Here is a 12,816-nt window from a genome sequence, read left to right on the forward strand (position 1 = left end):
GTGGGACCCTTTTGTGCGTCCGCCGACGAGGCGGGGTATGGCAGACACGTTCCGGTCCACGGAGGGACTGATCGACGCGCTCGCGGGCGCCGAGTTCGACCGGCCGCCGGCGCTCGTCAGCAACGCGCACATCACCGGGCTCGGCGTCGCTCGCGCGCTCGACGCCCACGACGTGCCCGTGATCGCGCTCGACCGGGCGGGCGGCGACGCGGGAGCCGACGCCGGAGCCGTCGCCCACGACGGGCTCGCGCCGCCGTCCGACGCGGTCGACTACGCCGGGGCGGTGACGTACCCGCTCGACGACCTCGACGGGTTCCGCGAGGACGTGGAGGCGGTCGTCGACGCCGCGGGCACCGAGGCGGTCGCGTTCGGCTGTATGGACGAGTGGGCGCTGTCGTACGCCGAGGCCGATCCCGACGGCGTCCGGCTCCCGTTCGCCGGCAGCGAGACGCTCGACGACGTGTTGAACAAGTCGGAGCTGTACGCGACCTGCGAGGCGCTCGGCGTCCCCTACCCGGAGACGTACCGGCTGGCGGAGACCGCGGCGGCGGCGACGCGCGAGCCCGACGCGACGGTCGAGGAAGCGGCCGACGCGCTCGGCTTCCCGCTGGTGGTGAAACCCGAGCTCAAGCGCGACTTCGAGGAGGCGTTCGGCACCAACGTGATCGAGGTCGCGGACCGCGGGGAGTTCGCGGACGTCGTCGCGGCCGCGAGCGACGAGGGGATCGCGGTGATGGCCCAGAAGCGAGTCGACATCGCGGCGGGGCGCGACCACTCGCTCGCCTCCTACGTCCCGCCGTCCGGGAGCGGCGACACGCTCGCGGTCGTCGGCAACGCCGCGGTTCGGTACCCGCGCAACTTCGGCACCTCCTGTCTCGTGGAGACGGCCGACGAGCCCGCCATCGAGGAGCGCGCGCTCGCCGTCCTCGGCGACGCGGGGTACCACGGGATCAGCGAGTCGGAGTTCGTCTACGACGCCGACCGCGAGGAGTTCCTGCTGCTCGACGTCAACACCCGTCCGTGGAAGTGGATCTCGATGCCGGTCGCCGCGGGCGCGAACCTCCCGATGGCCGCCTACGCCGCTGTCACGGACGCGACCTACGAGTCCGACGGCGTCGAGCCGACGCGGTGGGTGTACCTCCGCGACTACCTCTCGCTTTTGGCGGGCGACGACGCCTTCTGGGACCAGCTGTCGGCGGCCGACTGGCGCCGGCTCGTCTCCGGCGCGTTCGAGCGCGAGGGGGACCTGACGACCGGCGTGTACCGGCCTTCCGACCCGGGTCCGGCGGCGACGCTGTTCGAGACGGAGTTCGCCGACCGCGAGTACTACTGCTCCTGTTAGCGGGCGGCGGCGCCGAGCGAGCGCCTCAGCCGTCCGGGCGTTCACCACCCGAGCCGTCGGCCGGCTCGTCGCCGACCGGGACCCGCCAGAGGAGGGCGGCCGTCGCCCCGACGACGAGGACGCCGCCGCCGACGCCGAGCGCGAACAGCGGCGAGACGGCGTCGGAGATGACGCCGCTGCCGAGTTGGAATGGGACGACCGCGAGCCCGCTCACCATCGCCATCGCGCTCAGGACGGTGGCGCGGCCGAGCGTCTCCGCGCGGTCGTTGACGTACTGCCCGGCGAACGACCGCGTGACGTCCGACACCCCCCGAATCAGGAGGAACGTCGGGAGCGCGAGCACCGGGACGAAGTACATTCCGAGCAGCGCGCCGCCGACGGCGAACGGGAGCGCGAGGAACCACGCCCGCAGCCCGATCCGGTCCCGTATCGCCCCCGTGTAGTAGGTGAGGACCGCGCCGACGAGGCTGTACGCCGCGTAGAACCACCCGAGGAGGGGTTCGACCCGCGACCGCGCCACCCCGAGGTCGAGGACGACGGTCTCGAACACCGGCTGGAGGAAGACGAACGCGAGGTACGTGACGGCGGCGTACAGGACGTAGTAGTACAGCAGGAACGAGCGCATCCGACGGCGCGAGAGCACCTCCCGCACGATGCCGACGGTCCGGCGGAGGGTCAGGTCGTCCGCGTCGGCCTCCTTGTACGTCTCCGGTTCGTCGAGGGTGAGGAGCACCGCGACGCCGAGGCTCGTCACGCCGGCCGCGACGAACCACGGGTACGAGAGGTCGACGCCGCCGAGGTACCCGCCGAGGACCGCCGCGACGGCGCCGGCGGCCAGCGCCGCGGACTCGCCGCGCCCCCGAACGCGCGCGAACTCGTCCTCGGAGAGGTCGTCGGTGAGCGTGTCGTAGAGCCACGCGTCCTCGCTTCCGGAGCGGAAGTTGTAGCCCAGCGACCAGCAGACGTACAGCCCCGCCAGCGGGAGGAACGAGTCCGACAGGCCGATGCCGAGGAGCGTCGCGGAGATGAGCGCCGTCCCGATGAGGAGGCTGTTTCGCCGCCCGACGCGGTCGCCGACGTATCCGGTCGGGATCTCGCCGAGCACGGTCGTCAGGTTGTACAGCGCCTCCAGGACGGCGATCTGCGTGAACGAGAGCCCCTGCGCCAGGAAGAAGAGGTACATGATCGGCCGGTAGAACTCGACCGACTTCGTCGCCTTGTAGACGTAGTACTTGACGATGGGTCCGGAGACCGCCGTCCCGAGCCTACCGCCCGTGCGACCGGCCATACGTGTGGCGACCGACGAGGGGCCGACCGGTGTATCCTGTTATTACGGCGGCCCCGGGTCGGCACATACGTCGGCCCGGCCGGCGGGGACGCTCGCGCGCGCCCCGGGCCGCGGCCGCGGAACACAACGGTTAGTGCGCCCGCCGACGCAGGGCGCGTATGGGCTTCTTCGAGACGCTCGCGGACCGGATCGACGCGGTCGACAGCGTCGTGTCGGTCGGGCTCGACCCCGACCCGAGCCGACTCCCCGAGACCGTGACCGACGCCGACCTCCCGCGGTGGGCGTTCAACCGCCGGATCATCGACGCGACCCACGAGCACGCCGCCTGCTACAAGCCGAACGCGGCCTTCTACGAGGACCCGGAGGGCTGGCGCGCGCTCCGCGAGACCGCGGCGTACGCCGAGGGGAAGGGCGTCCCCGTCCTGCTCGACGCGAAGCGCGGCGACATCGGGAACACCGCGCGCCAGTACGCCGGGATCCTCGACCACGTCGACGCGATCACGGTGAACCCGTACCTCGGCCGCGACTCGCTCCAGCCGTTCCTCGACCGCGCGGACAAGGGCGTGTTCGCGCTCTGTCGCACGTCGAACCCCGGCGGGGCCGACCTCCAAGACCTCGAACTCGCCTTCGGCGAGCCGCTCTACGAGCGCGTCGCCGCGCTCGCGGACACCTGGAACGCGAACGGCAACGTCGGCTTGGTCGTGGGCGCGACGACGCCCGACGAGCTGGAGACGGTCCGCGAGATCGTGCCCGAGGTCCCGTTCCTCGTGCCCGGCGTCGGCGCGCAGGGCGGCGACGCGGAGGCCGCGGTCGAACACGGGCTCGCGTCCCGGCCCGACCTCCCGGTCGACGTCGGGCTCGTGAACTCCTCGCGCGGCATCATCTTCGCCGGCGAGGAGTCGAGCCGCCCCGACGACGAGGCGACGTACTTCGGCGCCGCGGGCGACGCGGCCAAGCGGCTCAAGAAGCGACTGAACCGCCACCGATAGGTCACCGACGGCGAGGCGTTCCGGCGGGCGTCGGCTCAGCCGGCGCTACCCTCGTCCGGCGGCGCAGCCCGAGCAAACGCGGGCGGTCTCGTTCCAGTGGTCGTCGCAGACGGCGCGCCCGCAGCGGTCGCAGGCGTGACTCGCGGTCGCCGCCTCGCAGACCTGGCAGAGTCCGGTGAGGCTCACGGCGGCGGTTGGGTCGCACGGCTTATCAGGATCGGGGGCGAGCCCCGCACATGCGCCAGTTCGTCGTCATCGGCCGCGACGTGCCCACCGACCCCGACGCGATCTCGCTGTCCGACATCCCCGGGGCCGGGCGGCTCGACCTCCTCTGTCGGTGCGTGAGCGCGGGCCTCTTCCTCTCGCACGGCATCCGCGAGTCGGTCCGGGTCCACCTCGTGATCGCCGACGAGTTCGCCGTCACCGTCGACGCCGACACGGTCCGCCACCTCCACCCCGACGAGCGCAACGTCGCCGCGCGGATCCGCGACGCGCTCGACGCGAAGGCGGACGCCATCGGGCACATGCCCGCGGACGTCTCTCCCGGCGTCGAACTCCGCCGGATGGGACTCGAAGCGACCCTCGACCGGCTCGTCGGCGACGACGGCCGCGGTCCCGACGGGACCCTCGTCCAGCTCCACGAGGACGGCGACCCGCTCGTCGACGCGGAGCCGCCGAGCGATCCCGTGTTCGTGCTCTCGGACCACCACGACTTCGCGCCCGACGAGGCGGAGGCGGTCGCCGAACGCGCCGAGCGGCAGCTGCGCGTCGGTCCCGAACTGCTCCACGCCGACCACACGGTCACGGTGGTTCATAACTGGCTCGACACCGATGGCTACGCCGAGTACTGACCGCGAGACGACGACGGCGCCCGACGCCGACCCGCGCTTCGAGGTCCCCCTCCGCGGAATCGACGTCGACCCCGAGACGCGCTGCGCGCACTGGGACGACCCCGTGGACGTGATCGCGCTCCGGTTCGGCTGCTGTGAGGCGTACTACCCCTGCGACGCCTGCCACGACGCGGCGACCGACCACGAGGCGGTCCCGTGGCCCCGCGAGCGCTTCGATGAATCGGCGGTGCTGTGCGGCGTCTGCCGGACGACGCTCACCGCCCGTGAATACCTCAACGCCGGCGAAGACGCCTGCCCCGTCTGCGGCGCCGCGTTCAACCCGGGCTGTCGGAAGCACCGGGACCGGTACTTCGAGGGCGAGGGTCCGCACGACGAGGACGGCGACGACGATTTATATCGATGACGCGGGGCGGCAGCGCGTGCCTGCGAGTGGCCGCCCTCAGCGGCCGCGAGTGAGCACGCGCGAGGGAGCGGCGAGCGCTCGGAGAGCGCGAACCGCGAGGCCGGGGAGGCGTGAGGTGCGGTGCCGTCTTGGGCGCGACTCAAACGGGTAGCCGCGAGGCCACAGTCGGCGATGGAAGCACTGGAAGGAGCACGGAGTGAGAGACTGAAGCGCGCAACGAGCGTACTGTGGCCTCGAGGCTGGGGCTTTGGAGGTGTCGGCGGCTGCTATCAATTTGCTCGTTCCTCCCCGATTCGCGTTCCATCAGTGTCTCACTGATCGCCCCCCTTTCGGAAGGATTAAAAGAACGAGCGGCCTTCTGTCGAGTGCGGGCCGGTGGGGTAGCTTGGTATCCTTCGGCCTTCGGGTGGCCGTAACCACGATTCAAATTCGTGCCGGCCCACTACCCCCTTATACTTTTTCCAGCCTCTACTGACAGGTCTTAGCGTCTCTACGGGGTGGTCTCTGTGAGCCTTTCCGACGGCTCAACCGGGACTACCCTCTCTGCTGACGGTCCGGGCGAGTTCTGGTGCGGGCTCTGTAACCAGCGGTGTACTCGTAACTCGTCGAGCGGCGTCGAGTACGGCCACGCCCTGGACTGTCCCGCGCGTCCCAGCGAGCTCTCGAATCCCGACGAGAAGTGAGCCGGCCAGCTGCGCGCCGGTCCACCTCCCCACGGCTCCGGCACGATCTCGTTCGCCCCCTCGACCCGACCCTCGTCAGTCTCTCCAAGCGGTCGGCGACCTTGTGGTGCGCGAGGACCGGCGGACCCGGTCCGAGCGCCGCCGACCGCGCACAGGCGGCCGAAGGCCGCCAAACGAGTGGCGGTGTGGTCGCGGAGCGGTCGCTGTCGCGCACGCTCGGAGGTGAGCGATGAGCGCGCCCGACGAGCCGGCCGCGTCTTGGCCTTCCAAGAAGACTAACTCTGTAACGGCTTCTCTCACCGGATTAGAGGAGGACGCCGATCCGATCGTCGAACGGGTGAGCGAGTTTGCGACTGAGTACCCACACCTCGCCGACCTCCCGCTTTCGGAGTCGCACGGTCGAAAGCTCCGCCGCATCGTCACCGAAGCCGACTGGGAACAGGAGTTCGTCGACCCCGACCACCCGCTCGAAGATTCGTTCGCCGTTGACTCGCTTCGCTCCCGTTCGGCCGGGACGTGGCTCGACGCGATTCACGCCTTCCTGCGCGCTCATCATGAGTACGATGGGATGATGGCCCGTTTCGAGGACCGCGAGTCAGGTGACGAATTCGACGTACCGCTTGCTGACGCGTGGGGGAAAGAGTACAGCAAGAAGCAGTACGCGCGGGCTCGCGCGCTCCAGCGACAGATGTCCGGCGGAAAGCGTCCGTCCGGTGGCGAAGCCGCTCCCGCGTGGGATGACCCGGTGACTGTGATGCTCACCCTGACCGCCTCGTCGGTCCCTGACGACGACCGACTCCCGCCCGTCGAACAGATGGACGCGATACACGACTCGTTCAGCTACGGCGGCGTTCGCGACACGCTCCGGAACGTGATGGAGTATCACCTCGACCTCGACTCCGAACAGTGGGGCTACTGGCTCCAAGCGGAACCGCACGGAATGGGAACCGCTGCGGACCCCGACAAAGACGCTGGCCTCAATGCCTGCTACACTCATATTCACGTCGGCGTCTACTTCGACGGAGCCGGGTTCGGAGATCTCCGCCCGGTCGCTTCTGAGTTCGAACGGGTGATCGACAAGCACCTAGAGGTCTGCGACCCAGCCGGCTGGTCGGCGCACAACTACGACGCCATCGACGACTACCTCCTGGAAGACGACGGCTGTATCTCGATGAACGCAGACGTCGGGAACCTCGGTTCCTACCTCGCTGCGTACATGGGCGGCTACACTGAGGACCTGCTAGACAAGCCGATCGAGTATATCGCGTGGGGAGCGGTCTACTGGTCGGCCGCCCGCCAGCGGACCACCCGCTCGCAGACCGTGAATCAGGCCATTCGTGCCGATCGGTGCGAACAGCGCGCGGAGAACGAAGAGTCCGGACAGGTTGACGCGCACGGCGAGCGCATCCGTTGGGACGACGGCCGCGGTGCCGATGTCGTCTGCTCCTGCTGTGGCTCACCGTGGACTGTCGACCAGGATCAGCTCGACGGACCGCCTGAGACAGAATCTGCGCTCGACGACGATCTTCGTTGGGCCGCTGACGCAGCTGCTCCGCCGCCGGAACCGGAACAGGACCGATCACTCGCCGAGCGGTGGCCCAGTGCCGACAGCGCATGGGCCTACGGAGAATCCCCCCGAAAGACGTTGATACGCGACCGGGTTCACGACTATCTTGACGTACACGGTAAAGACGTGTCTCTGCCCTCGATACTGGCTCATCTGAACATCGACCCGTCACACCGGGAGTTCGTCGGTCAGATTCTAGATGGTGAGATGGAACCCGACTCCGAGGCGTTCGATCGTCGCTCAACGGAACCCGTGTTCGGCTACGAACTGAAAGCGATCGTCGACGCCGAAGGCAACGAACACCAGCCCGGTGGTGGAGGTGTTGATATGGTTCAGCTGAAGCTTCCCGTTCAAAATCTTGTTGAAAACACTCGCCTTAGTAACGACCTCGCACAGGGAGAAATTTTTCGAAACAGTCAGACAAAAATTGCTTCCCACAATCCTCAAACTATCGCGAGAGGGTTCATTGATATTGGTATTACTGATCCAGAAATTGCTAATCGACTCCTAATTGTTGAAGACTATCATGTGTCTAATCCTCAGATGTCGAGAGACAAGCCGCGTTTATGTATGACTCTCCCCGATATTAATCTGAATAATTAAACATTTCAGGACTATATCTATTAGACACAATATTTGTGGAAATTATTATCGGATAGACCAAATGAAAGCTTGTCCAACCACCTCATAATCTATCTTTTCTTTATTTTTCAAATCATGGAGGCGACGATACGCAAGGTCATACGAACAGCCCACTTCATCAGCAACACTTTGGGTACTCGCTATAGAAAGACTGCCTATTGCCGATAAGAATTCCTCGTCACTATATTGCTGATTAAATTTTCCTTCTTCGTCGCGATCGTCCATCCCTTTAGGAGCTAAAATGACCTGATATTAAAAACCAAAGAGACCCCATCCGTTCAACCCCGGATTGAATGGATATATTTATTAGACGCTCCCTCTTCCATAGAGTAGGAATGAGTGAATCAGTAGAGCTGGTCACCGATTTCTCTGAAGTAGACAAGCAAGAGTTTCGAATTCAAAATGAGAGTTTTCAAGAAAAATTAGCCGAGGAAGATCTCATTCTATCAGCTTACGTTTCTCGAAATGATGATGTCCTCCCACGGACCCTTGACTTACATGTTGAAAAAGGGTCCACCATAGCCGATGTCACATATGGAAAAGGTAATTTTTGGACAAATGTAAACCTAAACGATTATGAAGTATATGCCTCGGATTTAGACCCAGGAAAGTCACCATCTGGATACCCAGTTGACTGCCGCGATCTTCCATACGAGGATAATAGTCTGGATGCTATCGTTCTGGATCCACCTTACAGAGAGGGATTTTTCAGACAAAATAAGGATATGCTAGCGACTGGAGATGAGGAACACGACAGATTTAGGAAAGCATATAGTAATGGAGAAGTCCTGGACACGAAAGGATCAAAATATCATCAGGCAGTACTTGACCTCTACTGGGAAGCAGGTATTGAGGCACATAGAGTACTGAAGGAGGACGGTACATTGATCGTGAAGACACAAGACGAAGTGAGTTCAAATACCCAAGAACTCACTCACATTCAGATAACGAACTTCTATGAGAAAGAACTTGATTTATACACGAAGGATCTGTTTGTTGTTGTTCGATTGGGCAAACCTGCTGTATCCGGAATGAATAATCAAGTACACGCTCGGAAGAACCATTCTTACTTTTTGGTGTACGAAATGAATACAAACGATCCTGTAAACGTGCTATACGATGATTAGTCGGTGAAATCTTGGAGACTAGTATCTTCAGATTTCAATTCTGACTGGTCTTGTTCTCTTTCATCCTGGTTCTCACCTTTTTTGCCACCTCTATTCCTTTCCTCAATTATTTCTTCAATTAATTCGAATGGATTCTCCCTATAATCTACGTGTTCGTTAATTTCTGGTGGATACTTAGCTTCTGGACTACTAGCTATGAGACGCGGATGTACGTCCGACCGAGTTAGATCTTCACTTCTTGCGAACATGAATTTGTACTCGTCGAAGTACTCAAACATGTTTACCGCCAGTATGTCAAACAGACCAATTTCAATTAACGATGTTTCAATTGTCTCTCCTGTTTGAAGTGTCCGTTCTATATAATCACTTTCTCGCATCTGAACGGTACCCATGTACTTGCGCTCGCCATTCATATCGTCTGTTATCTGAATGTCGCCAGGTTGTGTATCCAGAGATTTGACCTCAATAATGATTTCTTCACCCTTATAATCAAATATGATGTCTCCTTTCTTTGAAGTATCATGGTCCCGAGGACTTTGTAGATTCGTTATTTTTTCGTTGTTTCTGAAATATCTTTCAGTAACTCTTTTTTCGCTCAAATATCCGAACAGGGCAGAATACACGTTCTCATTGTTATTGAAAATTTCGTTAAACTCATCTGGACTTAACCCCCAAGCATTCCAATAGTCAATAAAATCAGGATTATTATCAGACATTAGATGGACTGACCTCTTTCAGTAGATCTCCTATCTGCGAGTTGAGTGACTTCTTCTAAAATCAACCAGCAGCAATTCCGGTGATCAGTGGAGTTGATACTGCCTATCACAGGACACCGATATACATCAAATAGGAAGTAAGTCGTTTAAATCCAGAATTGATTGGATGGTGTCTCTTAAATATGGTCTGCCCTGTGAGTCCCTCATATTGATCGCGACCGGATTGAGATCATCTCTTCAGAGAGTGCCAGAGGCGATAATTTTACGGATTACTTGTGCTATCCGAATACTCGCCTCCGGCACGACCTCGCTCAAGGTGAGGTGTTCCGCGACGCCCGTACCGAGGTCGCGAGACACGACCTGAGGACTGTTGCCGCTCGGTTCGTCGAGGACGGAATAACTGACCCTGGGGTCGTCGATCGTCTCCTAATCGTCGAGGACTATCACGTCTCCAATCCTGCTATGGATCGAGACGAATGACGCCCGCTGTAGGGTTCATCTCAGTGAGAGGTGATCCCTCCGCTGTCTAACTACTTTCACCAAGCCTAGCCTGATACTATATATGACTTCTCTGACCACTAACAGTTGGAGATGTCGACTGAAAGACCGACGCCGCCTGACGGTTACGAACAGTTCGAAGGAGAGTCGCCGGAGTCCGATTTACCCACCGTGGAACTCGGTCCCGGTGACGTGCTGGAGGGACTCGTACTCGACCTCACCGAAGGAGAGGGTGAGTACGGCCCTTGGTACCGCTTGAAGATCAAGGACGAGAGTCGCGGAGTCGTTCGCTACTTCGCGAAGGACGAGGTCAAGCGCGCAGCTGCGCAGGACCGCATCGAGGTGGGCGAACAGATCTGGGTCGCGATGGACACCGACGAGGTGACGCTGGAACGCGACGACGGCTCGACCCACGACTACAACCCGACGATGGTCGCGTTCCCGGGTGGTGACTGATGGCGTCGTCGTACTCGAACTCGATGGGTGACGCCCTCTCGGACTACACCCACCTGCGAACGCTCCCGGCGCTCCTGAGCGTCGTGTTCGTTCTCGCTGGACTCTACCAGTTCGGTGGGATTTCCGAGGTGATGCTCACCTGGATCGACTACACGCTCACCGCCCAGCACGCCACGTTCATCTCGCTGGCTGCGTACGCGATCGCCTTCGCGAGCAGCGAGACCAAACAGTTCGAATCGTACGAGCAGTGGGAACAGGTCGCGATCGCTGTCGGTCCCCTTGTCATCGTCGGCTACCAGTACGTTCCCCAGCTCGCTGACCTCATCAACACGAGCAGCAACCTCGGCCCGATCGTCGCGTTCCTTGCGACGGTCGTCGCGTGGGGCGTCGCTGTTCGGTAAACTGCCCTCGCACCTCACCTTATGAGTTCAAACCATGACACATCGACTAGCTGTAACGCCTCTGACCGCCCTGCTGCTGGGGACCGCGTGGGCGCTGACGACGCTCCTGCTCGGTCTCGTTCTCGTGTGGGCCGCCGCACCTTCATGAAGGGTCTCGGCGGGTCTGCCGCTGGCGCTGTCGCCCTCGGATCGGACTACGGCTTTACTCGCGAGGCCGAAGCGATCGCCCCGCTGATCGGCGTCGGCGCGATCGGCGCCTCAGCCGCCCTCGGCTGGGCGCTCCGCGAGTTCGAGATTGTCGGCTCCGACCCACCGGCGGAGGGTTTGACCGCTGACGCTCTTGAACAGCAAATCTATCAAGCCGTCAAAACGCGGCGCTCTAACAACCAGAGTACGATCGTCGACAATCAGAACATCCTCGACGGCGTCAAGAATACCGCGTACACCGATGCCAAGGTGGCTGCCATCGAGCAGCTGAACGCTGGCGTCTCGGAGAGTGAGGTTTTGTCCGCGGCGAACGCCGCGATTGACTCGTACGAATCCACCGTCAAGGGGAACTTCCTCAAGTCGTGGAATGAGTCGGTCAACGAGCTTCAGGCGCTGCTTCAGTCGGCTGTCGATCACCCTGACATGGGCGAAGGCGACCTGCTCAACAGCTACGATATCAGCATGGAGATGCGTTCGCAGGACCTCTCTGTCTCCGATGTGAGCAACACCCTGCCCGACGGGACGGACCTTCCTGTCAAGGAGATTTCCATCCACTGGTACGACGACTGGCAGGCCACGCTTTCCCCGTTTACCGCCACGGAACACGTTCCGAACCAAATCTCTGAGGGAAAGAAGGCTGTCCACTTGTCCCTGAGCCAAGTTGATGGAGACTTCATCTACCTCAACGCCGCCGAATGGAAGCCTCTGTACGACGAGATGGATACCACGTTTACCGATGTCCGTAACGGTATCTCGACGTGGGTGACGAACGTCTACGGCGACGTTCAGTCCGGCTCGATCGAGATCTCCGAACTCGTCACACCTCGCGAACGCGCGGCGATGATGTCCGATGAAGAAGGTACTGCGCAAGCGATCGCTGACCTCGCCGCGCTGAACATCTCCGTCGACGTTGAACGCGAGGCGACGATCACCTTCAGCGACTCCGGGGCTACGCTCCGTGGGACGTTCGGACTCACCGATGAGTCTGACGGCCCGATCGAAACTGGCGAGACTTACGACCCGACGACCTTCAACGGCGACGTGTACTTCACCACGGACACCTCGCTGCTCGAAGGCGACTGGTCCGCGTATGAGTCCGGCGTCGACGGTGGGAACATCACGCTCACCTCGGAACCTTACGAGGGAACCGCTGTTGAGGTGACGACAGCCGCGAACGAGACCGTGGCCGTCAACGCAACCGACTGGACCGCGACCGGAAGTGGGACGTGGTACTACGACGCTGCCGACGACCTCGAAACTACCATCACCGAGGTCACGGACGCTCGCTACCGCGCCAACACCACGGAGACGAACATGGAGACGCTGAACCTCGAAGCGACGTTCACGGTCGACAAGTTCGAGAACACCAAAACTGGCGAGGAAGCACAGTCTGCCTCGTTCGAGTCGTCTGAACCCCAGACCGACTCGAACTACATCACGCAGGAAGAGTGGAACTCTCTCGAACAACAGAATCAAGAACTGGTCGAGAAGTACGAGGCGAGCCAAAACAACGGCGGCGGCCTCGACCTCGGCGCGCTCGACATGTTCGGGTTACCGGGAGAGATCGTCGGCGTCGGGATCGCCGCGATCGTCGGCTTCCTCGCGCTCTCGGACTAACCCATGTTCTCTCGATTTTTACTCATCGC

The 12,816-nt window shown here is 61.9% G+C and carries 12 protein-coding genes and 1 tRNA gene; 10 read left to right on the forward strand and 3 right to left on the reverse strand.

Features of this window, described 5'->3' with window-relative positions:
• The first annotated feature begins 37 nt into the window (after positions 1 to 37).
• Positions 38 to 1,342 (forward strand): carboxylate--amine ligase, encoded by a 1,305-nt coding sequence (locus tag EXE50_RS04130; protein ID WP_137704428.1) that lies wholly within the window; start codon positions 38 to 40, stop codon positions 1,340 to 1,342.
• A 25-nt stretch (positions 1,343 to 1,367) separates the two neighbouring features.
• Here the strand turns inward: EXE50_RS04130 and EXE50_RS04135 are convergent, their stop codons facing one another.
• Entirely contained in the window at positions 1,368 to 2,630 is a 1,263-nt protein-coding gene (locus EXE50_RS04135) for an MFS transporter (protein ID WP_137704429.1), read from the reverse strand.
• 158 nt (positions 2,631 to 2,788) lie between these two features.
• Between EXE50_RS04135 and pyrF the strand changes: the two genes are divergently transcribed.
• The 5 genes from pyrF (at position 2,789) to EXE50_RS04160 (ending at position 7,726) form a co-directional block, all read left to right on the forward strand.
• A complete protein-coding gene (gene pyrF, locus EXE50_RS04140; RefSeq protein WP_137704430.1) occupies positions 2,789 to 3,619 on the forward strand; it encodes an orotidine-5'-phosphate decarboxylase in 831 nt (276 codons plus the stop codon).
• 236 nt (positions 3,620 to 3,855) lie between these two features.
• A complete protein-coding gene (gene trmY, locus EXE50_RS04145) occupies positions 3,856 to 4,470 on the forward strand; it encodes a tRNA (pseudouridine(54)-N(1))-methyltransferase TrmY (RefSeq protein ID WP_137704431.1) in 615 nt (204 codons plus the stop codon).
• The gene (locus EXE50_RS04150) at positions 4,451 to 4,873 is read left to right on the forward strand and encodes a CHY zinc finger protein (protein ID WP_137704432.1); all 423 of its coding nucleotides are present in this window, start codon (positions 4,451 to 4,453) and stop codon (positions 4,871 to 4,873) included. The genes trmY and EXE50_RS04150 overlap by 20 nt, the downstream gene beginning before the upstream one ends.
• A 369-nt stretch (positions 4,874 to 5,242) precedes the next feature.
• A tRNA-Pro gene (locus tag EXE50_RS04155) sits at positions 5,243 to 5,315 on the forward strand.
• A 470-nt stretch (positions 5,316 to 5,785) separates the two neighbouring features.
• Entirely contained in the window at positions 5,786 to 7,726 is a 1,941-nt protein-coding gene (locus tag EXE50_RS04160; RefSeq protein WP_241982625.1) for a hypothetical protein, read from the forward strand.
• Between the two features lie 45 nt (positions 7,727 to 7,771).
• Here EXE50_RS04160 and EXE50_RS04165 read toward each other — a convergent pair whose 3' ends face one another.
• Positions 7,772 to 7,990, reverse strand: a complete 219-nt coding sequence (locus EXE50_RS04165) for a transcriptional regulator (protein ID WP_137704433.1) — start codon at positions 7,988 to 7,990, stop codon at positions 7,772 to 7,774.
• A gap of 110 nt (positions 7,991 to 8,100) precedes the next feature.
• On the opposite strand from EXE50_RS04165, the gene EXE50_RS04170 reads away from it, so the two are divergent.
• Positions 8,101 to 8,892 carry a DNA methyltransferase gene (locus tag EXE50_RS04170; RefSeq protein WP_137704434.1) on the forward strand — a complete coding sequence of 264 codons (792 nt, stop codon included), beginning with the start codon at positions 8,101 to 8,103 and terminating at the stop codon, positions 8,890 to 8,892.
• On the opposite strand, the gene EXE50_RS04175 is transcribed toward EXE50_RS04170, so the two are convergent.
• Positions 8,889 to 9,608, reverse strand: coding sequence for a hypothetical protein (locus EXE50_RS04175; protein ID WP_137704435.1), 720 nt, complete (start codon positions 9,606 to 9,608; stop codon positions 8,889 to 8,891). The genes EXE50_RS04170 and EXE50_RS04175 overlap by 4 nt on opposite strands.
• A 591-nt stretch (positions 9,609 to 10,199) precedes the next feature.
• On the opposite strand from EXE50_RS04175, the gene EXE50_RS04185 reads away from it, so the two are divergent.
• From EXE50_RS04185 to EXE50_RS04195, 3 genes are all read left to right on the forward strand, one after another.
• Complete coding sequence (locus tag EXE50_RS04185) at positions 10,200 to 10,562, forward strand: hypothetical protein (protein ID WP_137704436.1); 363 nt, start codon at positions 10,200 to 10,202, stop codon at positions 10,560 to 10,562.
• Entirely contained in the window at positions 10,562 to 10,963 is a 402-nt protein-coding gene (locus EXE50_RS04190) for a hypothetical protein (RefSeq protein WP_137704437.1), read from the forward strand. The genes EXE50_RS04185 and EXE50_RS04190 overlap by 1 nt, the downstream gene beginning before the upstream one ends.
• Positions 10,964 to 11,089: 126 nt before the next feature.
• Positions 11,090 to 12,787 (forward strand): hypothetical protein, encoded by a 1,698-nt coding sequence (locus EXE50_RS04195; protein WP_241982626.1) that lies wholly within the window; start codon positions 11,090 to 11,092, stop codon positions 12,785 to 12,787.
• The last annotated feature ends 29 nt before the right edge of the window (positions 12,788 to 12,816 follow it).

Origin of the sequence: Halorubrum sp. ARQ200, from assembly GCF_005435115.1 — an archaeon.
Classification (GTDB): Archaea; Halobacteriota; Halobacteria; order Halobacteriales; family Haloferacaceae; genus Halorubrum; species Halorubrum tropicale.